This is a genomic window from Streptomyces sp. NPDC101152, assembly GCF_044768275.1.
In the GTDB taxonomy this organism is placed as follows: domain Bacteria; phylum Actinomycetota; class Actinomycetes; order Streptomycetales; family Streptomycetaceae; genus Streptomyces.
Window position 1 is genome coordinate 1 of record NZ_JBIWPO010000059.1, and the last position, 21,440, is coordinate 21,440.

General features: G+C 70.0%; 21 protein-coding genes and 6 pseudogenes. 13 read left to right on the top strand and 14 right to left on the bottom strand.

What is annotated here, in order from left to right; all coding sequences use genetic code 11:
• Positions 1-157 precede the first annotated feature (157 nt).
• Positions 158-1,099: a LysR family transcriptional regulator gene (locus tag ACIRVK_RS39510; RefSeq protein ID WP_404255989.1), complete on the bottom strand. Its 942-nt coding sequence runs from the start codon at positions 1,097-1,099 to the stop codon at positions 158-160.
• 453 nt (positions 1,100-1,552) lie between these two features.
• A complete protein-coding gene (locus ACIRVK_RS39515; RefSeq protein WP_404256051.1) occupies positions 1,553-2,065 on the bottom strand; it encodes a DUF4241 domain-containing protein in 513 nt (170 codons plus the stop codon).
• Between the two features lie 512 nt (positions 2,066-2,577).
• On the opposite strand from ACIRVK_RS39515, the gene ACIRVK_RS39520 reads away from it, so the two are divergent.
• Positions 2,578-3,672: a magnesium and cobalt transport protein CorA gene (locus ACIRVK_RS39520; protein WP_404255991.1), complete on the top strand. Its 1,095-nt coding sequence runs from the start codon at positions 2,578-2,580 to the stop codon at positions 3,670-3,672.
• 89 nt (positions 3,673-3,761) lie between these two features.
• Here the strand turns inward: ACIRVK_RS39520 and ACIRVK_RS39525 are convergent.
• Positions 3,762-4,439 (bottom strand): annotated as a pseudogene (locus ACIRVK_RS39525) (transposase); the annotation flags it as partial.
• A gap of 62 nt (positions 4,440-4,501) precedes the next feature.
• On the opposite strand from ACIRVK_RS39525, the gene ACIRVK_RS39530 reads away from it, so the two are divergent.
• The gene (locus ACIRVK_RS39530; RefSeq protein ID WP_404255993.1) at positions 4,502-4,627 is read left to right on the top strand and encodes a hypothetical protein; all 126 of its coding nucleotides are present in this window, start codon (positions 4,502-4,504) and stop codon (positions 4,625-4,627) included.
• A gap of 112 nt (positions 4,628-4,739) precedes the next feature.
• Here the strand turns inward: ACIRVK_RS39530 and ACIRVK_RS39535 are convergent, their stop codons facing one another.
• Together ACIRVK_RS39535 and ACIRVK_RS39540 are read right to left on the bottom strand one after the other, a co-directional pair.
• Complete coding sequence (locus ACIRVK_RS39535) at positions 4,740-5,669, bottom strand: SDR family NAD(P)-dependent oxidoreductase (protein WP_404255995.1); 930 nt, start codon at positions 5,667-5,669, stop codon at positions 4,740-4,742.
• A gap of 71 nt (positions 5,670-5,740) precedes the next feature.
• A complete protein-coding gene (locus ACIRVK_RS39540) occupies positions 5,741-6,628 on the bottom strand; it encodes an SDR family NAD(P)-dependent oxidoreductase (RefSeq protein ID WP_404255997.1) in 888 nt (295 codons plus the stop codon).
• 70 nt (positions 6,629-6,698) lie between these two features.
• Between ACIRVK_RS39540 and ACIRVK_RS39545 the strand changes: the two genes are divergently transcribed.
• Together ACIRVK_RS39545 and ACIRVK_RS39550 are read left to right on the top strand one after the other, a co-directional pair.
• Entirely contained in the window at positions 6,699-7,634 is a 936-nt protein-coding gene (locus ACIRVK_RS39545; RefSeq protein ID WP_404255999.1) for a LysR family transcriptional regulator, read from the top strand.
• 272 nt (positions 7,635-7,906) lie between these two features.
• A pseudogene (locus ACIRVK_RS39550) lies at positions 7,907-8,489 on the top strand (hypothetical protein); the annotation flags it as partial.
• Between the two features lie 35 nt (positions 8,490-8,524).
• On the opposite strand, the gene ACIRVK_RS39555 reads toward ACIRVK_RS39550, so the two are convergent.
• Positions 8,525-8,734: a hypothetical protein gene (locus tag ACIRVK_RS39555; RefSeq protein ID WP_404256001.1), complete on the bottom strand. Its 210-nt coding sequence runs from the start codon at positions 8,732-8,734 to the stop codon at positions 8,525-8,527.
• A 128-nt stretch (positions 8,735-8,862) separates the two neighbouring features.
• Between ACIRVK_RS39555 and ACIRVK_RS39560 the strand changes: the two genes are divergently transcribed.
• Positions 8,863-9,171 (top strand): transposase, encoded by a 309-nt coding sequence (locus ACIRVK_RS39560; protein ID WP_404256003.1) that lies wholly within the window; start codon positions 8,863-8,865, stop codon positions 9,169-9,171.
• A 58-nt stretch (positions 9,172-9,229) separates the two neighbouring features.
• Here ACIRVK_RS39560 and ACIRVK_RS39565 read toward each other — a convergent pair whose 3' ends face one another.
• The gene (locus ACIRVK_RS39565; protein WP_404256005.1) at positions 9,230-9,847 is read right to left on the bottom strand and encodes a hypothetical protein; all 618 of its coding nucleotides are present in this window, start codon (positions 9,845-9,847) and stop codon (positions 9,230-9,232) included.
• 900 nt (positions 9,848-10,747) lie between these two features.
• Here ACIRVK_RS39565 and ACIRVK_RS39570 point away from each other — a divergent pair.
• The 3 genes from ACIRVK_RS39570 to ACIRVK_RS39580 all read left to right on the top strand — a co-directional run bounded on the left by ACIRVK_RS39570 (position 10,748) and on the right by ACIRVK_RS39580 (position 11,799).
• Positions 10,748-11,395, top strand: a complete 648-nt coding sequence (locus tag ACIRVK_RS39570) for a hypothetical protein (protein ID WP_404256007.1) — start codon at positions 10,748-10,750, stop codon at positions 11,393-11,395.
• A gap of 78 nt (positions 11,396-11,473) precedes the next feature.
• Positions 11,474-11,668, top strand: coding sequence for a hypothetical protein (locus ACIRVK_RS39575; protein WP_404256009.1), 195 nt, complete (start codon positions 11,474-11,476; stop codon positions 11,666-11,668).
• Positions 11,665-11,799 carry a hypothetical protein gene (locus ACIRVK_RS39580; protein ID WP_404256011.1) on the top strand — a complete coding sequence of 45 codons (135 nt, stop codon included), beginning with the start codon at positions 11,665-11,667 and terminating at the stop codon, positions 11,797-11,799. The genes ACIRVK_RS39575 and ACIRVK_RS39580 overlap by 4 nt, the downstream gene beginning before the upstream one ends.
• A 282-nt stretch (positions 11,800-12,081) precedes the next feature.
• Here ACIRVK_RS39580 and ACIRVK_RS39585 read toward each other — a convergent pair.
• Positions 12,082-12,250, bottom strand: a pseudogene (locus ACIRVK_RS39585) (BRCT domain-containing protein); the annotation flags it as partial.
• 183 nt (positions 12,251-12,433) lie between these two features.
• Between ACIRVK_RS39585 and ACIRVK_RS39590 the strand changes: the two are divergent.
• Positions 12,434-12,800: pseudogene (locus tag ACIRVK_RS39590) on the top strand (transposase); the annotation flags it as partial.
• Between the two features lie 233 nt (positions 12,801-13,033).
• Here the strand turns inward: ACIRVK_RS39590 and ACIRVK_RS39595 are convergent.
• Entirely contained in the window at positions 13,034-13,705 is a 672-nt protein-coding gene (locus ACIRVK_RS39595) for an FMN-dependent NADH-azoreductase (RefSeq protein ID WP_404256013.1), read from the bottom strand.
• 143 nt (positions 13,706-13,848) lie between these two features.
• Between ACIRVK_RS39595 and ACIRVK_RS39600 the strand changes: the two genes are divergently transcribed.
• The gene (locus ACIRVK_RS39600) at positions 13,849-14,796 is read left to right on the top strand and encodes a LysR family transcriptional regulator (RefSeq protein WP_404256015.1); all 948 of its coding nucleotides are present in this window, start codon (positions 13,849-13,851) and stop codon (positions 14,794-14,796) included.
• Between the two features lie 591 nt (positions 14,797-15,387).
• Here ACIRVK_RS39600 and ACIRVK_RS39605 read toward each other — a convergent pair.
• A pseudogene (locus tag ACIRVK_RS39605) lies at positions 15,388-15,720 on the bottom strand (short-chain dehydrogenase); the annotation flags it as partial.
• 159 nt (positions 15,721-15,879) lie between these two features.
• On the opposite strand from ACIRVK_RS39605, the gene ACIRVK_RS39610 reads away from it, so the two are divergent.
• A complete protein-coding gene (locus ACIRVK_RS39610) occupies positions 15,880-17,517 on the top strand; it encodes an APC family permease (RefSeq protein WP_404256017.1) in 1,638 nt (545 codons plus the stop codon).
• Between the two features lie 43 nt (positions 17,518-17,560).
• Complete coding sequence (locus ACIRVK_RS39615) at positions 17,561-18,184, top strand: thiamine pyrophosphate-dependent enzyme (protein WP_404256019.1); 624 nt, start codon at positions 17,561-17,563, stop codon at positions 18,182-18,184.
• Positions 18,185-18,354: 170 nt separating this feature from the next.
• Here the strand turns inward: ACIRVK_RS39615 and ACIRVK_RS39620 are convergent, their stop codons facing one another.
• Positions 18,355-18,624 (bottom strand): carotenoid oxygenase family protein, encoded by a 270-nt coding sequence (locus ACIRVK_RS39620; RefSeq protein WP_404256053.1) that lies wholly within the window; start codon positions 18,622-18,624, stop codon positions 18,355-18,357.
• A 15-nt stretch (positions 18,625-18,639) separates the two neighbouring features.
• Positions 18,640-19,209, bottom strand: a complete 570-nt coding sequence (locus tag ACIRVK_RS39625) for a dihydrofolate reductase family protein (protein WP_404256021.1) — start codon at positions 19,207-19,209, stop codon at positions 18,640-18,642.
• 155 nt (positions 19,210-19,364) lie between these two features.
• On the opposite strand from ACIRVK_RS39625, the gene ACIRVK_RS39630 reads away from it, so the two are divergent.
• Complete coding sequence (locus ACIRVK_RS39630) at positions 19,365-20,372, top strand: sigma-70 family RNA polymerase sigma factor (protein WP_404256023.1); 1,008 nt, start codon at positions 19,365-19,367, stop codon at positions 20,370-20,372.
• Between the two features lie 165 nt (positions 20,373-20,537).
• Here the strand turns inward: ACIRVK_RS39630 and ACIRVK_RS39635 are convergent.
• Both ACIRVK_RS39635 and ACIRVK_RS39640 read right to left on the bottom strand, forming a co-directional pair.
• Positions 20,538-20,802, bottom strand: a pseudogene (locus ACIRVK_RS39635) (alpha/beta hydrolase); the annotation flags it as partial.
• A 114-nt stretch (positions 20,803-20,916) separates the two neighbouring features.
• Entirely contained in the window at positions 20,917-21,375 is a 459-nt protein-coding gene (locus ACIRVK_RS39640; protein WP_404256025.1) for a DUF2690 domain-containing protein, read from the bottom strand.
• Positions 21,376-21,440 lie beyond the last annotated feature (65 nt).

Here is a 21,440-nt window from a genome sequence, read left to right on the forward strand (position 1 = left end):
CCCCCCAGGTCATCCGTTCGACAGGGGGCAAACAGCCATACCGGACCCGGGGGCCAGGCGCCCCTTTTGCGGGGCCACGAGAAAGGTAACGGGGCAGCGCAGAGTTCGCGACGGAGACGCCCCGCGCCCACACCGGCTGCGGCCGGCTCGGAAGGGATCATGCCGAGAGTGCGGGAGTGTCGACCTCGCGTACTTCGGTGTGCTGCCCGGCGAGGGCGCCGCACAGCATCGACCGCATGAATTCCATCGCGGGTGTCAGGGCGGAACCGGAACGACAGGCCACTGAGACGACGCGTTGCAGTCTGGTCGCCGCAAGCGGCACGAGAGCGATCGAACGAGACCGGGCCATGGCGCCCACCAGCCGCGGCACCACCGCCACGCCGACTCCCGCCTCGACGAGACCGAGCATCGCCTGATAGTCGTTGGTCTCGGACACCACGTTCGGACCGAAGCCGGTGCGGCGGCACGCCTCGTTCAAGGCGTCGCGGCACATTGACGGTCCGGGCGCGATCCACTCCTGCCCGGACAACGCCGCCAACGGCACCGATCCGTGCGCTGCGAACGCGGAATCCGCGCGCACCGCCACGGCCATGGGATCCGCCACGATCAGTGTCTGATCGAACCGAGGGTCGACCGGAGCGCCGACCAGCGGATAGTCGTACACCACGGCTAAGTCGGTGTCCCCGGCCAGCAACCGGGCCAGGGCGATCGGCGGATCCGCCTCCGTCAGGACGGTCCGCACCTTCGGGAACGCCGCGCGGAACGCGCCCACCGCAGAGGGGACGAAGGTGGCGACCGCACTCGGGAACACGGTCAGCCGCAGCTGCCCGCAGTCCGAGCGGGTCAGGGCGGCCAACTCGCGGCGGGCGTCGTCCAGCCCGGCGAGCAGTGACTCGACGTGACGCAGGAAGACCTCGCCCGCCGACGTGGGGCGCACCCGCCGCGGGGACCGCTCGAGCAACCGGCAGCCGAGCTCCTGCTCGAGCTTGGCGACATGCTGGGAGACGGCGGGCTGACTGATGTGCAGCACATCCGCTGCCGCGGTGAACGAGCCTTGCCGGGTGACCTCACGGAAGACCCTCAGGCGGGTGGTGTCCATACCAGCTAGCACTCCGGCAGAGTACGCCGTCGAACAAGAACCCGACAGCGTTCGTACATGACCGCCGGGTCGCGACCGCGACATTGCGCACGCAGATCGTCGCGCCCGGCCGAACCTCCGGGAGTGCGCGACAGGGGCCCTCCACCGCGTCCTGCTCCCGTCCGGTGAGTCCGCCGATGCCCACGAGGCGACTCTGCTGGGGAGTTGGGCGCCTGCGGCGTCATATTGGTCGGCGAGTTGGGTGCAGCCTGCTGGCGGAGCAGGTCGGCGCGGTAGACGGGGCGGAAGGGGAGGCACTTGTTGAGGAAGGCGACGGCGTTGCGGCCGGAGACCGCCTCGCCGAGGTCCCCGATGAAGGTGAAGGGGAGTTCGGCGCCCTGTTTCAGCCCGGCGCGGAGTGCTTTGAGGCGGCTTGTGATCGGGTCCGACCAGCTCTGGCCGGGGCGGCAGCTCTCAGCGCTCATCGTCCAAGCCGTGCTCAGAGCGGCCGCGTTGCGCCTTGGCAATGGGCATGCCGCTGGTCACGACGATCGCCGCCACGTCGCCGGTCCTGGTGCGGCCCAGCCAGACGACGCCGCCCGACTCTGCCGTGAACGTGACCAGATCGGCTTGTTCGGACTCGTCGGTGAGCCGCTCGCACTCGGCCAGAAGTTCCGCCTCGCGCGGCACCGGCTTATCGTCCACGTAAGCGCGAAACGGCGCGCTCAAAGCCCTCCATGCGCCGGCGTCGGCGAAGCAGCCCACGTTGGCGTCGGAGCTGAAGCGGGGCTGCTCGCCCGGCTGTAGCTGGTCGATGTCGTCGTCGACAGCCAGACTCATCTGCCACCCGACAACGGGGTCGTCACTGATGCACAAGCGGGTCGCGGCGTACGCAACGCCGTCGAAGTGCTCCCCGAAGAATTCGTACGGCGCCGCCGTCCACGCGATCTCCACCCGGTAGGTGCCCGGGGGAATGCGTATCGCCAGCTAACGACGTCGTCAGTGGGCACAGGGACCTTCGCGAGGATCCTGCCCGCCTTCCGCACACGGCTCTGCAGGTGTTCGGTGTCGCCGTGGTCCGCCCTAGTGCGGCGCCTTCGTCCATCAGGGCTTTGTCGAGCCGTTCCAGGGCCTGCTCCACGCCGCTGACAGCCTCCACGAGGGGGTGGTCGGCGGCTTCCGCCTGCCGGGCGGCACCCTGCGGGGCGTCAGCGGCCTTCGCCTGAGCGGGGATGGGCGCCTGGGGCGCGTGAATCTCCTGCCGGCGGTGGGTTCGCCCGCCCGGAGGGGCGCCGAATTCAAGGTCTGGCGGGATGAGTTGAAGGATGTTGGAGAGATGGGTGAGCATGGTCCCGGTTGCGACGGTGCCGGCATCGGGACCGCAGCCGCGGTGAGCTGGCCATCGTTTCGTGGCACTGGCCTCTTCGCCGCTGACGTCCCTGTAGGCCCGGTCTTACGGTCGCCTGGCACACTGACCGGACCTGGCGAAGGAGTACCGCATGTCGATGGTCGGCAACCTGCGCAAAGTGGCGCGCCTGGGGCGGCGAGGCCGCCGTGTGGACCTCAGCCACCCGGCTCGCTCCCCCCTCGGCTCGGCCGTCGTAAACTGCGTCCTCTACCGCGACGGCAAGCGCCAGGAGGCCGTATCCACCGTCGAGGAATCCGTCGCCCGAGTCCGCAAACAGCGGCACGGCTTCGTGTGGCTGGGCCTGCACGAACCGTCCGAGACGGAGTTCGCCCGGGTCGCCGCGCTGTTCGGCCTGCACCCCCTGGCAGCCGAGGACGCCGTCCAAGCCCACCAGCGGCCCAAGCTGGAGCAGTACGACGACGTCCTGTTCGCCGTCTTCAAGACGGTCGCCTACGTGGAGCACGAGCAACTCACCGCCACCAGCGAGGTCGTCACCACCGGCGAGATCATGGTCTTCGCCGGCCCGGACTTCGTCGTCACCGTCCGCCACGGCCGCCACGGCTCCCTCGGCCCGCTGCGCGAGGAACTGGAAGCCGTCCCTGAGCAGCTGGCCAAGGGGCCCTCCGCAGTCCTGCACGCCATAGCCGACCACGTCGTCGACGACTTCCTGACGGTCACCGACGCGGTCCACAACGACATCGACGCGGTGGAGACGGAGGTCTTCTCCCCGCAGGGCAACCAGACCGCGGACGCCGGCCGCATCTACCAGCTCAAGCGCGAACTGCTGGAGCTGAAACGGGCCGTCGTCCCGCTCGCCCGCCCCCTGAAGACTCTTTCCACCAGGCCCCTGCGCGCCGTCGACCCCGAGATACGGGCGTACTTCCGGGACGTCACCGACCACCTCGACCGTGCCATCGAGCAGATCACCGGCTTCACCGCCCTGCTCGACTCCATCCTGGAGGCCCACCTCGCGCAGGTGGCCGTGGGCCAGAACGAGGACGCCCGCAAGTTCACCGCCTGGGCGGCGATCATCGCGGTGCCCACCATGGTCACCGGCATGTACGGCATGAGATTCGACCACATGCCCGAACTGCACTGGCCCTTCGGCTACCCCCTCGTCCTCGCTCTCATCGCCACCGCCTGTTTCCTCCTGCACCGCAGCTTCAAACGCAATGGCTGGCTTTGACATCCGGCCCGCGGCACCCCGTAATGACTATCCACGCCCTCGTCCTCAAGACGTCATCCGCACGCCGGATCGCAGCGTGGTACCAGGGGCCGGATCAACGTCCCTTCCGCCAAGGGCAGTTCACCGTCGTGGTCGAGCCATGAGGAGCGGTGGGTGAGCCGGGGGTGGACCCGGTCCCATGCCTGGGTTTCGGCCTTACCGTAGTTGGCGGTGTCGGTGACCGTGGTGATCGCGGGCACGGGCCAGGTCTCCGGCTTGGTGAAGCGGAATTCCGGGCCGTGCTTGGGCGGCCGGCCGTTGACACCGTGCGTCCTCGGCGGCTTCGGCAGCCCGATGCCGTGGCCCTGTACGAGTCCACGTCCGGGGCGACGTACAAGAGCATCGCCGCCGACCTGGGCATCAACCGGGCCAACCTGCGGGAGTGGGTGCTGCGGGACCGCGAACGCCGCGGCGTCACCGCCGCGGCTGCGAAGCCGGCCGCCCGGCCCCGGGAGGCCGCCTCGTCCGCTGGTGTCCTCGTCCCAGTCGAGGCGGATGCCGCCCGTGCGGGCGGCGGTACGACTGGTGTCCCGCCCCAGCACGATGAACAGCCGGTCACCGCACCGCGGATACCGGTAGTCGGCCCGTAGGGTGACCGGCGGGATGCCCCGCCGGGTGAGGGCATCATCGACGGCCTGGAAGTAGGGCCAGTGCGGCAGCTGCCGGGCCGGGCCCAGACCCGGCGGTTGAGGATCACGGCCGCCCTCCACGGCCGCGGGCCGCATCATGAGGCACGGCGGAAGACGGCGGCCGGACCGATGACACCGGCCGGGCTCGCGCCGGGAAGACCGTGACGATCCTCATCGAGGACGCGGTCTTCCGCGTCCTGGACGGCGACGTCGAACTGTCCACCCACACCCGCACCAGCGACAAGCCGATCAGGCAGTTCAAGGCGGTCGTACGCACGAGGACGTAGCGGCCGTCCAGCATCTACCGGTGACGTCCACCATCTTCTGGGACCAAGCTGTCCAAGATCTCGCGGGACTTCACACCGTGAACCAGATCACTAGCGGGGACGCGCGTTCCGATCACGCGGCGCCAGTGATCAGGTCCTGGGACAGGTCCCACAGGCGCCGCGCGCCCGCCGGGTCGACGGCGTAGCGGGCGACGCCGTGCAGGGTGCCGGAGCGGCGGTCGACGGTCTCGGTCTCGTTGCAGTCGACGAAGTAGCGGCCGCCGATGCCTTCGAGCAGCGGTGAGGTGGCCAGGAGCGCTGACGTGGCGGCGCCCTGTTGGACAGTCTTGATCAGCTCGGCCGGGACGCGGCCGCTGCCCCGGCCGCCGGTGTGCCGCTGCAAGTTCGTGTAGATGGCGCCCGGCATCAGGGCGTTGGCGGTGATGTTGTCGTCGGCCCAGCGTCGGGTCGCCTCCACCGCGAACAGGACGTTGGCCGTCTTGGACTGTCCGTAGGCGAGCCACGGATCGTAGGGGCGGAAGGCGAAGTTGACGTCGTCCCACACGACCGGTGACTGCTGGTGGCCGGTGGAACTCACCACGACGATGCGGGCGTTGCCGTCGGCGACCAGCGCGCTGTGCAGGCCGGTGGCGAGGGCGAAGTGGCCGAGGTGGTTGGTGGCGAACTGCCATTCCCAGCCCTGTTCGGTGAACTGCTCGGGGCAGGCCATGATGCCCGCGTTGTTCACCAGGACGTGCAGCGGGCCTTGCCAGGCGGTAGTGAAGGCCGTGATGGACGCGGGGTCGGTCAGGTCGAGGTGCGTGGCTCGCACGGCCTGGTTGCCGGTGGATCCGGTGATGTCCTTGGCGACGCGTTCGCCCGCCACGAGGTCCCGCACGGCGAGGGTGACGGCCGCGCCGGTGGCCGCCAGGGCGCGGGCCGTCTCCGCCCCGATGCCGGAGGAGGCGCCGGTGACGACCGCGCGGCGGCCGGAGAGGTCGATTCCTGACACGACCTCGCCGGCGGTGCTGGCGAAACCGAACGGGGTGGTGAGGGCACTCATGAGGGGGACTCCTTGCGAAAAGGCTGGATGTTGAAGCGGCCACCGGGTGCTGCGGACGGCAACGGGTGCGGTCAGGGGACGAGCATCGAGTCCTGCTCGACCGGTGGCGTGCCGTCGTGCCAGGGCAGGACCTTGCCGAAGCGCACCAGCTCGCCGTAGAGCTCGGGGTCGACGTGCTCGGCGAAGACCAGATCGAGGACGGCCTCAGCGGCCCGGGCGGGCGACTGGGCCTGGCTGTAGTCGCTGAACCACGGGCGCGAGGTCGCCGTGTCGACCATGCCGGGGCAGACGGCGGCGACGAGCCTGCCGTCTGCCAGGTCCCGGGCGCGGCGTTCGGCGGCGACGGCGCGCACGGCGGCGACCTGGGCCACCTTGGCGGGCACGTTCAGCCACAGCGGCCAGCCCGCTTCCTGCGCGGTTTTGTGGTGGATGGCGCTGCGCCACGCCTCTACGGCGTACTCGACCTGGTCCAGGCTCGCGCTGTCGAACAGGTGGTGCAGTCGGCCGTCGAGGTGACCGAGCGTCCCCAGGCTGCTGGCCACGACGAGCAGGCGGCCGCCCGGGCGCAGCACGGGGCCGAAGGAGCGCAGGATCGCGTGCGTGGCGGTGTTTGAGACGTCGATGAACTCATCGGCCCGCTCCGACTGCGACTCCTCGGGGAGCAGCCGGGCGACCGCGTTGGAGATGACTATGTCCACTCCTCCGTGGCGGACCCGCAGGTCCTCGGCGAGACGGGCGATGCCGTCGGTGTCCGTGACATCCAGGACCCGGCCCTCGACCCGGGCGCGGGTGGCGGACAGTTGGGCGACTTCCCGGGCGGCGTCCGCGACACGCTGTTGACTGCGGCCGGTGAGCAGGACCAGGTCCTGCGGGTCCATGCGGGCCGCGAGTCCCTCGGCGATGGCTCGGCCGAGTCCCTGGTTGGCGCCCGTGACGAGGGCGATGCGTGAAGTGGTCATGCCTCCACGCTAGGAACCCGCCATCCATGAGTCCAACGAAAGTTCGGAACAGCTAGCATGCGTAAACGTCATGGACTTCACTGATGTGTCACTCACTGCGTTGCGCGTCCTGCGAGCTGTAGCCGAACAGGGAACCTTCACCGCGGCCGCGGCGTCGCTCGGCTACACCCAGTCCGCGGTCTCCCGGCAGATCGCCGCAATCGAGCGTGCGGCAGGCACCGAACTGCTGGAGCGGCGGCGCGACGGGGCCAGGCTCACGCCCGCCGGTCGCGTCGTCATGCGCCGCGCGACGGTCGTGCTCGACGAGATCGCCGCGACCGCCAGGGAACTGTCGGGGCTGCCGGAGCAGACCGGAACGGTCCGGCTGGGATGGGTGCCCAGTGCCGGCGCCGTGCTGCTGCCCCAGGCCCTTGCCGCGCTGCGTGAAAGCGATCCCGGCCTGGAGGTCGTCGGCCGCGAGGGCGGAACCCCGGCACTGGTCCGCGCGCTGCGGGCGGGCAGCCTGGATCTGGCCCTGCTCGCTTCGGCGCCACCGTTCCGCGCACCGGACGCCGAGTCACCCCCACTGGCCCTGCAGACACTCACCGAACGCCCCCTGCGCCTCGCGGTGCCCGCCACGCACCCCCTCGCCCGCGGCACCTACGTAGACGTGACCGATCTGCGGGGACAGCGCTGGATCGCCGGGTCCTCCTCAGGAGAGGACCGCCTGATGGGCGTGTGGCCCGGCCTGGACGAGCGCCCCGAGATCGCTTTCACCGCCTGCGACTGGCTGGCCAAACTCCACCTCGTCGCCGCAGGATGCGGGCTGACGACCCTTCCTGCCTCGCTCGTCTCCGTGGTACCTCCCGGAGTGCGGGTCCTCCCCGTCCGCGGCGGCCCGCAAGAACAGCGGCGCCTGCTCCTGGCCCGCCTGCCCGACCCGCCGACGCCGGCCGTGACACGGATGGCCGCCGTCCTCCGCGCGACGGCACTCGACGCCCACACGCCCCATCCACCGTATGAGTAGTGCCGCGCTGTGCCCGCCTGACCCGCACCAGTCGACGTCTCGATCAGCTCCAGCAGATTGCCCTCCGGGGCGGCAAGGGACGCGTAGCGCATGCCTTCATTGACGCCGGGGGCGGGTTGGGAGACGGCAGTAGTCCCGCAGTCCTGCGTCACGCGGGCGAATTGCGTCGTCGAGATCCGGGACTTGAAGTGCCAGGTGAGTGAAGGTCAGTACGGCGGTGGCGGCAAGCATCGGTGTGCGAGACGGGCGGAGAGCCGGGCCGTTCGACGAACTCCACCCGCAGGCCCGCCGCATCACTCAGAACGACGGTACGGACTCCCGCTTGAGGCGGCTCACGAGCCGCTCGCCCGCGCCGAACAGACCGCCCGGCTGGTAGGCGAACGGCTCGACGGCGTCCCCTTGCACCGCTCGGATGCTGCTGGCGACTACATTCCGTACCTGCCGACGCCACAGGAGCTGCCGCCGGAGACGGCCGATGCCACGCTTGGGTTCCTGGGCCAGCTTCCGGCCGAGCAACTTGAGCAAAGGCCGGGGCTCGCGATGTCGGCGCTCGCGAAGTTCACCGGACCCGTCATCGGCGACGAGCCGTGCCACGAATTCGTCATCACTCACAACTTCCTCGTCGGCTGGCTCGTCCGAGATGCCCTCGACGCCCCGAAGTGGCGCTGGATGGGCATCAACCACGCCAACGCGGCGCTCACTGTCATCCGCTACGCGCCGGGCGACCCCCCGTCGGTTCTCCTCTTCAACCGCCTGGTCGGACAGCTCCACCACTGCATTCAGGTCCACGAACCGTTCGACGAAGCGCTGGCCTTTCCAGCTTCGGCTGAAGCCATGACGGCCACCGCCGCATAGACCCACCCACCGCGCAACGGACAGAGCAGGCCGATCTACTCCGGGATGATCAGCCCGCGTTCGCGCAGCTGCGGCAGGCATGTCTCAGGCAGGCCTCCACCGACACGGCGTCCCGTCCGGACCAGGAGATCCTCGTGGAACGGGTCTCCGCTCGCGACAAATGTCCATGGCTTCCTGCCCTCGCGCATGCGCTCGGCATCGGCCTTGAACAGCACCGTGACGCCCTGCTCGGCCAGCGCTTCCATGACCCGCACCACATCCACGGAGGCTCCAGCAGGCGTGACCGGCCATCCGCCCAGGGGCTGCACCTGGGGCCGGCGCGGCATCACCCCGACGGTGCGCGTTTTCCGGCCGTGGCCGGGCCCGGCTGTCGGTGGCCCGGCTGCTGTGCTGTCGGCCGGGCCTGCCCGCCCGCCTGTGCTACCGGCTGCGCCGGCATACCGGCCGCAAGGGCGAGCGCCGCTCGCTCGGCGAGAGCGACTACATCCACCTGCTCGACGGCGCCCACCACCTGCTCAAAGCCCCGCTGATCGTGGTGTGGGACCGGCTGAGCACCCACACCTCCAAGACGATGCAGGCGCTCGTGGCCGAGCGGGAATGGCTGACCGTGGTCCTGCTGCCCGGGTATGCGCCCGACCTCAACCCGGTCGAGGGCCTGTGGGCGCACATCAGACCGGCCTGACCCTACGGCGCCGAAGTCAGCAGTCCATCCGCGCGGCGGCCGTTCCGCGCCCACGGCGTCATCGGCGTCCGCGGTTGCGGCGACGGGTCGTGCGCCGCCGTCCTGCACGCAGCCAGGCCGCGGCCTCCGGGGCCTTCTCGGACAGTTCCGCGAGAGCCGGGTGCAGGGCGGGCGGGACATGCGGTTCGAAGGGCGCGACGCGGTGGCCGTCTGCGCCGGGCCTGTCGCCATAGCGCGCCAGGAGGCCGAGCTGGGCCAGCGCGGCAAGGCCGGTGGCCACGGTCGCGGCCCACTGCACGGGTCCCTGGGGCAGGCGGTCAATCAGCGCCAGGAACACGAATGTGAGCTCCCCGATAAGAAGCAGCACCCCAGTGGCCGCCAGACAACTCGAGGCGGTGCGCGCCCGGCGGGCGCGGGACGCGCCAGGACCCCAGTGGAACTCGGCATGGGCGGCGCGAAAGGCGGGGTCGTGGAAGGCGATGATGCCGAGCGTCGTGGCGGCGGTACGTCGGCGCAGCGCAGCGAGCAGGGCGTCTGGCAGGGGGTGCCCGGCGGTGCGCGCCACGTCCGCGCCGGTCCCGGTCAGTGCCAGATTGCCGCGATGGTTGATGGTGACCAGGCCGTCCAGCAGGAGCTGGGCGGCGGCCGCCTGGACGTCAGGCAGTCCCGGTCCCACCCCGACGATCCACCCGGACCGCCGGGCTCCAGACCTGCCCGCACCACCGCTGACCAGGTTCTATTTACGCGTCAGAGGTCCGGCCACTGCCCGGCCCGGCGCAATGCCGAGCCACTTGCGGGCGGCAGGTCTGCATAACGTGCGCCGTCCCTGCGCTCAACCCGACCGAGCGGCGCAAGGGCAAGACCGTCATTCGCGTGCGTCCCTGATAAGGGGCTTGTCTCCGCCAGCAGTCGGCTCGACTGCTCACTGAGCTTTTCTCGGCGAAATGATCTTCGCGAAGTAGGATGAACCATCTTGATCGGTACGGATCGGGCGTGTGGCCCGGGCCCGCCGCCGCGACATCGCGCTCGTGACGTTCGACGAACTTCCCGCTCGCCGAGGTGCTCGGTCCCGCCATCACCGCCGTCGCCGAGGACCCTCGGGCCATCGGAGCGACCCCCGCCCTCGCCCTCTCCCGCCTCCACGGCGACCACAGCCGGGCGCGGACCGTCACCATCGGGACCCGGCTCGTTCCCCGTGAAGCCGGAGAACAGCCACCGAGCCGATAGTCCCACGATCTTCCCCGAAGGCGGCAGCCTTTCGCGCTGCGGCGGCAACCGTCGGTCGTAGCCTCTCCCATGGTTCATCACTGTGTGCAATCAGTCCCGAGCTGCGCTCCGCATGACATGAGCGCCCGGGTCGCTTCAATATGCGATCAATCATCCGGCCATGGGTCAACTGGCCGAGATCTGATGGAGCGCCAAACTCCCTCAAATTTCGCTCAGTTATCTGGTTTCCTAACGCAGGCTTCATATGATCGCCCCATGACGACCCCGGCCAGATTATGCAGAGGGCCGGATACTCATGCACAGCCGGACCGGAAAGACCGACGACATCCAACCTCACTTGGAGTAATCGATGACAATCGCACGCCGCAGGCACGACGCCCTGAAGCGCGTCTCCCGCGCGGCCGGAGCCGTCGCCGCTCTCGCCATGGGCGTTTCGCTCATAACTGCCCCGCAGACCGCCTTCGCGGACAGCGACCCCGGCGTCGCCAACCTGCTGAACGCCTGCAGCTGGGCGGACTACTGCCAGTTCCACCCGCAGAGCTACTGGACCTACACCGGCCCGGTCCACCAGGTCAGCCAGTCCCTGTACAACTGCACGAATGCGGCTTCCACCCAGTCGGTCAACTGGGCGGAGACGACCGGCTCCTCGAACTCGGTCGGCGTCAACATCTCCGCGACCTACAAGTTCTCGGAGGTCTTCGAAGCCTCCATCCAGGCGACCTACAACCACACCTGGCAGACCTCGAACACCTTCGGTGAAACCGACGCGGTGACCATCACCCCCGGGCGGGTCGGCTGGATCGAGCGCGGCACCGCCAAGCAGCAGGCCACGGGCTGGTACGAGATCCACTTCGGCAACCGCTACTACGGCCACTACATCTGGTACATCCACAACTACACCGAGTCCGGCCCCAACGCGAACACGCCCCGGGGCTACGTCAACACCCAGTCCCGCCCGATGTCCTCCAGCGAGCGCAGGGCCCACTGCCACCGCTGAGCAACGTCCCTGACCGCCTGCCGCCCGCACCCCTCCCCTGCCCGGGGCGGTCGGCAGGCCCCCTGAGGTGAGAAACCCATGACGGCCCGTACGACGAACCGCCGCTTCACAGCGACACTGGCGACCACGGTGTCCGCGCTGCTGCTCACCGGCTGCGCGACCGGCCACCAGCGCACCCACGTCTCCTCCGCCGATCCCGGCCAGGGCCCGATCACCATCGGCGCCGACAGCTCCGCCAGGCCGACCCCGGCCACAAGCAGGGCGCCGGGGTGAGCAACCAGAAGGACCCGGTGGAGACGAAGCTGCACACCGCGGTCTGCGCCGGCCAGGTCTCCCTCGTGGCCGCGCAGAAGGCCGTCGTCACCGACTGGAGCACCGCCTTGACGACGCTTCACCGCAGCTGACGAACTCCCTGGAGGGCGGCCGTGAAGCCTTCAGGCGTGGAAAGAGCCCTGGCTGGACGGGGGAGGCCAGCCAGGGCCGTGGGTGGTGGCGTGCGGAGGGCGGTCGCCTCTCGGCGGCGGGCTCCATGGGGCTTCAGCCGGACGATCGTCCCCATGGGCTGTAGGTGAGGCCCGGGGACACTGTCCCTCCGCAGCCACGTCCAGATGAACGGTCAATGGTCCTTGAGTGTTCCCGGCCCGTCGCCTCTGCGGTGGTGAGCCGGGGCACACCTGTTGGAGGGGTCAGTCGATGAAGTCGACGATCAGGGCGGCGAATTCGTCCGGGGTGGCCAGGCGGATGCCGAGGGTTTCGGCCTTGGACCGTTTGGATCCGGCGCCGTCGCCGGCGATTGACCAGGGTGGTCTTCTTGGAGACGCTGGAGGAGGAGCGGCCGTCGGCGCGTTCGATGAGGCATGCGCCACCAGGTCCTCCTCACCGACACCCCCTACGGCGAAGGCTCGTTGCCATGGCCGCCACCGTCGGCCCGGCCGTGTCGCCACCGTGGCCGCCCGCTTGGACCACGCCCGCCGCGACGAGGTCGCCGCGGTACGCGGTGAACCAGCCGTTCGGCTTCTTCTGGCCATCAACCTCCGCGGAGCCCGTCAGCACCTGGAAGTAGGCCACCGGGCGCACGCCCGCGTCGAGGACCGCATCCGCTGCGGCGAGACCACCGGCTTCGGCCGCTTTCCCTCGCGACACTTCGCCATCAACATCGCCTGGCTGTAGCTGGCCCTGACCGCCCTCGACCTGCTCGCCTGGATGCGCACTCTGCTACTGGAAGGGGGAACTGGCCACCGCCGAGCGGAAGAAGCTCCGCTACCGGCTGCTGCTGCCCGCAGCTGCCCGCATCACTCGCGGCGGTCGCCGCCTGTACCTGCGGATCTCCGCAACGTGGCCCTGGCGAAACGAGCTGACCAGCGCATTCGCCCGCCTCGCGGCCCTGCCCCGGCCGGCCACCTGAACCGCGGCACCGCCCCTGACCACTCACGACCCGAGGAGCCCTCGAGAACCAGACCCGCGCGTCGCGCCCCGGTCATACCCACCCGGCCACGAGCAACCGAGACCATCGCTTCACCCCGCGATCCGACCAGCTCGGCCGCGCGAAACGAAACGGGGAGGTATGAGATGGTCAGGTCCAGTTCGCCAGCCTGGGTGGTCAGCGTCATGTCCTGGTGACCGCTGCGGTAATGGATTTCAGGCGGCCCCGTGGGCACAGGCGCCCTCCAGCGCCGCCTGGTACGACGCGGCGGCCATCTCCTGGAACTGGGCGAGCCGCGGCACATGCGCCGACTTGGTCAGTTCGGCGTGCAGGAAGGTGAGGTCGGTCGCGAGGCCGACCATGCCGAGGGCCGCCTTGAGATACCGCTCTTGGTGGTCGCTGTCGTGGCGGGGCGTGCCGGGGCCGTAGGCACCGCCGCGCGCCGAGGCTACGACGACCTTCTTGCCCGAGAGCGGGCCCTGGCCGGTGGCCGGGTCGGCGATCAGCGGGGCGATCAGGACCCGGTCGAACCACGCCTTGAAGGTCGAGGGCACCGAGAAGTTGTACATCGGCACACCGAGCAGGATGGTGTCGGCGGCGAGAAGCTCCTCGATCAGCGGCCAGGTCACCGCCCAACTCGCCTTCTCCTCGGGCGTCTGCGCCGCGGTCCGGGCGACCGCGAGGTCGCGCACGCCCTCCGTCTCCAGGCGGTACATCACCCCGATCTGCGCGTCGTCGATATGCGGAACGTGGTCGGCGGCCAGGTCGCGGTAGACGTAGGTGCCCTCGGGGTTGGCCTTGCGCCAGACCTCGGCGAACTCGCCTGAGATCTGGCGGGAGACGGAGGCCGCGCGCGGGCTGGAGTCGAGGTGGAGCAGCGTCGGCATGGTGGAGTTCCCTTGTCTGATCAGGTCGTTCGGGTCGGGCCAAGAGCCGTGGTCCGGGTCGGGCCGAGTTCCATTGAAAGTCCCGGCAGAACCGTTGTCGCGTAATCTGGCGTGACAGTTTGTAGCCCGAAGCGTTAGCGAGGATGACGGTGCTGGACGTACGGAGACTGGTGCTGCTGCGCGAGGTCGGCGTCCGTGGCTCCATCGCCGCGGCCGCGCAGGCCCTCAACTACACCCGTTCCGCGGTCTCTCAGCAGCTCTCCGCCTTGGAGGCGGAGACCGGCACCGCCCTGCTCGACCGCGGCAGCAGGCGGGCCGAACTCACGTCGGCCGGGCGGTTGTTGGTGTCCCACACCGACCGGGTCCTGGCCCAACTGGAGGCCGCCGAGGCTGAGTTGCGCGCCCGCGATGGGCGGATCAGTGGTGAGCTGCGGGTGGGCGTGCCCCTGCACGAGGGGCCCGCGCTGCTGGTACCGGCGCTGAACCGGCTGCGCCAGGACCATCCGCGGCTGCGCATCACCCTGCACGGCGTGGGCCCCGACGAGGGCCGGCAGACCGTGCGGCTCGGCCGGCTGGACGCCGTGCTGGCCGCCGGCTATCCGCAGGTGCCCGAGCCCCGGGTGCCCGGGCTGTATGAGGAGGACGTGCTCAGCGACCGCCTCCGCCTCGTCCTCGCCCCCGGCCATCCGCTGGCCACCGGTGAACACCCGCGCCGTCTTGAGCAGTTCGCCAGCGAACCATGGCTGCTCGACCGTACCTCACGGCTCGGCCGGCTCGCCCTGCACGCCTGCGCCGGCGCCGGTTTCGTGCCCGACATCGTCTCCGACATCGGCGACATGCAGGCGGTGTTCGGGCTGGTCTCGCTGGGCTGGGGCGTGGCGCTCGTCCCCGACCTGGTGCCCGGCCGGCCGGGTCATCCGGTCGCCCGAGTCACGCTGGAGGGGCCGCAACTCGCCCGCCGCATCACCCTCGTCGTGCGCGAGGGCGCCCTGCAGACCCCGCCGGTGGCGGCGCTGCTGCCAGCCGTACGGGAGGCCGCGGCAGAGCTGAGCCAGTCACTGACGGAACATCAGGACCCGGCGTCCCAGTAGCGGGACCCCTCTCATCACGAAGCCGCCGGCCAACGCGGACAGCTCCCCTGGAACCGCACCTCCACCGCCAGCGCCTCGGCATCCGCCATGGCGAGCCGCAGCCGGCGGTTGCCGATGTGCGCGTCGACTTCCAGGAAGACGTGGTAGAGGCCGAGCCCATGGCCGGTGGGCCAGGACTGGATCCAGGACAGGGCGACCGCGCGAGCACTGAAGGCCTGCCGGACATCGGGTAGCAGCGCGGCGCCACCGACACGAACCGGGTCACCGCCGCGGCCTCCCGGACCGAGCCCGACGGCGAGGATCTATAACCCGTACAGCTCGGCGGCGGCCGGTGCGCGATGGCCGCCCAGCCGGGAATGCCGGCCTCGGCGCCCGCACCCGGGCGGCCGCCGCGTCAGCACGCGGCTGCCGGGGGGGCAGCGACCGCCTCGCCGAGGCGGGTGGAGAGTTCCTGCCTGGCCGGTATCGGGTTCGCAGTCGTACACCGGTGTCCGCGGCGTGTGCCGCCCAGGGCGGTGTCGGCGTAGCGGAACGTTGCAACGAGCAAGGGCAGTCGGCCTCTGGATGGCCGCCTTGGGTGCGGCTCCGCGCCTATCGAAAGCCGAGGTGAGGAGCGGTGCCGACCAGTTCACCGCTGACGGCCCACAGTTGAGCGGCGACGGCCGGGTCGGCCATAGGAGAGGGGACGGGCTCACGCCTCGGCATGCCACGCAGGCTGAAGGCCCTCGGCCCCCGCAGCTGCCCTCCCCGCGCCTCCGAGTCAAGGACGGCACGGACGACGGGCCATGCTCCGGCGTGCTTGCCCTGAACCAAGAGCGCGGAGGGCAGGGCACGCGGCCGCTCGCCAGCGGTTGTCATGCCCACCGGCGGGCGGGGCGGGGTGAGGGAGTCCACTGCGCCGTCGGGGTGGGTCACCACGCTGAGCGCCGCGCGCAGGCCCTAGCGCCAAGACCAGCCCACGAACGTACCGGGCTCTGGTCAAAACTTCACGGTGGGTCTTCTGCTCGACGGCTCCTGTTTCCTAATCTGCAACGTCGCACAGACTGAAAAGTTGTATTCATCTGGTGAGAGGTCGCTAAAAATATGGTGAGCGTCGAGCAGGCCTCCCTTGAGGAGGCCAGGGGTCGCAGCGGCCTCAGGCGTGACGTCGGACTGATCGGTCTGATGTGGGCCTCCGTGGGTTCCATCATCGGCTCCGGCTGGTTGTACGGCGCCGAGAAGGCAGTCGGGGCGGCCGGTCCCGCGGCGATCATCTCGTGGGTGATCGGCACGGTGGCCATCGTCCTGCTGGCCCTCGTGCACGCCGAACTGGGCGGCATGTTCCCGGTGGCCGGCGGCACGGCCCGCTATCCGCACTACGCCTTCGGCGGCCTCGCCGGCCTGTCGTTCGGCTGGTTCTCCTGGCTGCAGGCGGCCACCGTGGCGCCGATCGAGGTCGAGGCGATGATCGGCTACGCCGGTCACTGGAGCTGGGCGCAGGGCCTGCAGCACAAGGACCAGACACTGACGGGCCCGGGCATCGTCACGGCCATCTTCCTCATGGCCGTCTTCGTCGCGGTCAACTTCTTCGGCGTACGCGCCCTGGCGCACACCAACAGCGCCGCCACCTGGTGGAAGATCGCCGTTCCGCTGGGCGCCATCTTCATCATCGCCGTCGGTAACTTCCACTCGGCCAACTTCACCTCGGAGGGCTTCGCGCCGTTCGGTGCCAAGGGCGTGCTCAGCGCCATCAGCGGGAGCGGCATCATCTTCGCGCTGCTGGGCTTCGAGCAGGCGATCCAGCTCGCGGGTGAGAGCCGCAACCCGAAGCGGGACCTGCCCAGGGCCACCCTCGGCTCGGTCGCGATCGGCGCGGTCATCTACATCCTGCTGCAGATCGTCTTCATCGCCGCGCTCCCGCACAACACCTTCGCCAAGGGCTGGGACGCTCTGAGCTACGCGGGCATCAGCGGTCCGTGGGCGGGCCTGGCGACCCTGGTGGGCCTGGGCTGGCTCGCGTTCGTCCTGTACGCGGACGCCATCATCTCCCCCGGCGGCACCGGCCTGATCTACACCACCGCCACCTCCCGCGTCTCCTACGGTCTGGCCAAGAACGGCTACGCGCCGAAGATCTTCGCCCGCACGGACTCCCGGGGCGTGCCGTGGTTCGGCCTGATCATCTCCTTCGTCACCGGCGTGGTCTGCTTCCTGCCGTTCCCGAGCTGGCAGCAACTGGTCAGCTTCATCACCTCCGCGAGCGTCCTGATGTACGCGGGCGCACCGCTGGCGTACGGGGTCTTCGCCGACCGGCTGCCGCACCATGAGCGGCCGTACCGACTGCCCGCCGGCAAGGTGATCTCCCCGGTGTCCTTCATCGTGGCCAACCTGATCATCTACTGGGCCGGCTGGGACACCCTGTGGCGCCTCGGTATCGCGGTCGTCCTCGGCTATGTGCTCCTCGGCGGCTACGCCTGGTGGGCCAATGCCACGGACCAGCCCGACGCGCCCCGCATGGACTTCAAGGCCGCCCAGTGGCTGCCGATCTATCTGCTGGGCATGGGCGTCATCTCAGCGCAGGGCGGCTTCGGCGGCACGGGCAATCTCGGCCTGTGGTGGGACATGCTGATCATCGCCGTCTTCTCCCTGGTCATCTACTACTGGGCGCGGGCGACGGCCTCCGGTGCCGAGGCGATCGAGCGCAGCATCGAGGAGGTCGTGGTCACCGACGCCCCGGCGCACTGACCGCTCTCCCCTTTCATGGCCCGTCGGCCGCGGCACCCCTGCCGTGGCCGACGGGCCACCCTCATCGTCGACCACCCCGGCAGCGGCGAGGCATTGCGGCTCCCCCGGCCGCACGGAGCGCCTCCTCCAGGACATCACCGCCCTCGACGCCGCCGTCGACCGCATGGCACTCGACGACAGGGCCCCGATCCATCCCGCCCGCGTCATCCGCACCGCCCGCTCCGTCTTCCCCCGCGACACCGTCCTCGGCGTCGACGTCGGCGCCCTCGCCCAGCACATCGGCGGAGCGTTCCCCTTCTTCCGCGTCTACCGACCGCGCTCCGTCATCACCCCGTCCAGCTTCTACGGCATGGGGTTCGCGGCCGCCGCCCCGCCCGCCGCCCGCCTGGTCCACCCGCGGCGGCCCGCCCTGTGCTTCGCCGGCGACGGCTCCTTCCAAATGGTCATGAACATCGTGCCGATGGCCGCCCAGTACGGACTCGCAGTCACCTGGTGCGTGCTCAACGACGACGCCCTCGGCTCCATCCGGGACCTCCAGGAACACACCTACGGCAACCGCATCCAGGACACCGAGTTCCCCTTCCAGCCCGACTCGCCCGCCTGGCCGAGGCATGCGGCGCGTACGGCGAACGCGTCGACGACCCGGCCGCCGTACCTGACGCCCTGAAGCGCGCCCTCGCGGAGAACACGGCCGGCCGCCCCGCCGTCCTGGACTTCGCCGTCGCGCGCACCCGGCTCGCGCAGACCAGGGAGCACTACTTCACGACCTACCCGCAGGACGACTGATCGGCGCCCGCTTCGGGCCCTCCGAAGCGGGCGCCGCCCCAGGGCTCCTTGTCAGCCCGCGTCGGGGATCCAGCTGCCGTGGAAGCCGAGGGGGACCCGGGCCGGCAGGTGAACGGTGGCCACGGGATCCGCGGTGATGTCCTGGGCGGACAGGATGACCAGGTCCGTGGCGGAGCGCTCGGGATTGTGCGCGAACGCCGGCACATGACCGTCGTCCTCGGCCACGCCGCATGCCGCAGGCACGAAGAGCGGCTCACCGAGGGCCTGCCCCCGGCCGAATGTGCGGATCTCCTGGGTGCCGCGGTGCAGGTCGTGTTTGATGAACGGTGTACGGCGTCACCCTGACTGGTAGGTGAGGTAGGCAAGACTGTCGCCGACGGTGCGGCTGTCGACAAGGCGCAGGGGTTTTGGGGCGCTGGTCTGGCCGAAGAGGCGGTTGCCTGCGCCCATCACGAGCGGGAAAATCGCCAGCCGCAGCTCGTCGACGAGGTCGTGCTCGATCAGCGTGTGCACGAGCTGGGAGCTGGCGTAGACGCGGATCTCGCCGTTGACCGTGTGTTTCAGTCCCGCAACCGCCTCCGCGAGGTCACCATCAAGTACCGTCGAGTTCTTCCAGCCGGGATCTGCCAGCGTGGCGGAGGCGACGTATTTGGGCAAGCTGTTCATCCTGTCCGCCAGCCGGCCGGTGCGCGATGGGTACCGTGCGGCGAAGAACTCGTAGCTGCGTCGCCCCAGCAGCAGGGCCTGCGCGCCCAGCGCGTCGTCGAGGATGAGCTTGTCCCATGCCTCGCGGTCGGTCGGGCCGAGCCCGGCGCGCCAGTCGTGCCGGCTGAAGCCCTCCTCGCCGGTCGGGTCCTGAGTGACTCCGTCGAGCGAGACGTTCTCGAAGACGATGATCGTTCCCATCTCGGTGCTCCTCTGTTCGGGTGGTCTGGACTGCCAGTGGTGCAGACACCGCGGCATCGGCAGAACTGGGCGCGCCTCGGCCGCCCAGTTCGCCAGTCAGCCGGTGTCCATACCCGGGGGAAGTGCCATGTGGTGAGGGAGAGGGTGACACGAGGATGGCGACCGGCGATCTGATGTCGAAGGCGCGGGCCGGCGACGGTGACGCGTTCCGCGTATTGGTCCAGCCATACCGCGCGGAGTTGCAGGTGCACTGCTACCGGATGCTCGGATCGTTGCAGGACGCCGAGGATGCCCTGCAGGACACGCTGCTGGCCGCCTGGCAGGGCATCGAGGGGTTCGAGCAACGCGCCTCGCTGCGCACCTGGTTGTACCGGATCGCCACCAACCGGTGCCTCAACGCCCGTCGCTCGGCGAGCCGACGCCAGGCCAAGGAGTGGCACGTGCCCCATGTCGAACCGCCCGAGCCGACCCGGCTCGGCGAGGTCATCTGGCTGCAGCCCTATCCCGACACCCTGCTGAAAGCCGTGACCGACGCGCCGCTCGGGCCGGAAGCCCGCTACGAGCAAACCGAATCGATCTCCCTGGCGTTCGTCACCGGTCTCCAGCTGCTGCCGCCTCGCCAACTCGCCGTTCTTGTCCTGCGTGACGTCCTCGGATTCCACACCAGCGAGGTGGCCGCCATGCTCGACTCGAGCGTCGACTCAGTCAACAGCGCCCTCAAACGAGCCCGCGCCGCCCTGCAACACCGACAGCCGCCAGCCGGCGACCGCCAACCTCCCGCCCCCGGCGCAGCCTCCGAGGACGCGCTCGTGGCGAAGTTCGTCCGCGCGTGGGAGTCCGCCGATCTCGACGCGCTGGTGGATCTTCTCACCGGCGACGTCTTCGTCTCGATGCCGCCAGTGCCCTTCGAGTACGAGGGTAAAGACCTCGCCGCCCGCTTCTGCGCCAGCATCTTCCGCGCTGGCCGCAGGTTCGACCTGGTGCCGACGCGAGCCAACGGCCAACCGGCGTTCGGAGCGTATCTGCGCGCTCCCAACGGCATCAGCCACGGGACCGGCCTCTACGTCCTCACCCTCGCCGACGACCGCATCAGCGCCATGACCCGATTCGACAACAGCGTGCTGCCCTGGTTCGGGCTTCCTCGCTCACTCCCGAGCCGATAACTGCCCACTCGGCGACCGCGGTCAGGAACTTCGCGCCGGCCCTGCCGCGCACGCGGCGAGGGGGTGGCGGTGGCCTTTGGCCCGGCGCGGATCGGACACCGTCGCGAGGCAGTCGAGCAGGTGCGGGTGCTCCCCGGACCCGGCAGGCCGGCAGCGGCAAGCTGGTGCGCGGACGAACGCGTCCCGGAGGACGGGGCGCACACCGTCGCCGAGCGTGCCGGCGCTCAGAAACCAGACGACGTAGGCGGCCTCGTGGCCCTCTACCACGGTCTCGGCAAGGCTGGGCGCAGCGGAGTGGAAGCCCACCACCACGGCGGCCCGTCGGCGAGGAAGTCCTCGGCGCCAGGCAGCCCGCCCACAAGGGACTCCATGACGACCAGGCGCTGGACGAGACCAGGGCGGAGAGGGCGAGGAGGAAGGCCGGCGCGGTAATCGTTGGGCGTCAGACCCCACAATGATCACGACATTCACGCCTGCTCTGAATCCCGCCCCAACGGTCGGTACCTGGCCAGCCCTACCACTGGGGAACTTGCACATGCCTTGGTCAGTAGCTGCCTGTTTGGCCGAAGACGGCTCCCGTATGCAGGTTGATCGTGCCGTCCGCGTAGGACGTGACGTTGGCGTCGTTGAGCATCGGGGTGTAGCAGGTGTAAGCGCCGAGCGTGGAGCTCCAGGTCAGTGTGTTCCCGTTCGCCGGGCAGCCCTCCGCGCCGCCCGTGTTGCGGTAGACGAAGGCGACTCCGGAACTGAAGGCCGGCGAGAGGATGCGCGCCCACACGGTTCTGCACGACGTGCTGTAGCGCAGCTGGATCGTCCCGACCTGCGCGCCGTCCCCGCGGTATATGGGTGCCGACTCGGCAGTGATGGCCGAACTGGCGCATCCGCCAGCGATCGGATCTTGGCCGTCGTACGTAGCGGCCCGCGCGGTGCCGGAGAGAGCCAGAGGGGCGGCCGTCAGGGCGGCCACCGCTGCGGCACGCCCGAGCCCGTGTGCGAGATTCATGCAGTGCCTCCTGGCGCTGAGTTCGAGGATCTGGCGGTCTGTCCTCAGACGCGGACCGGCCGCCT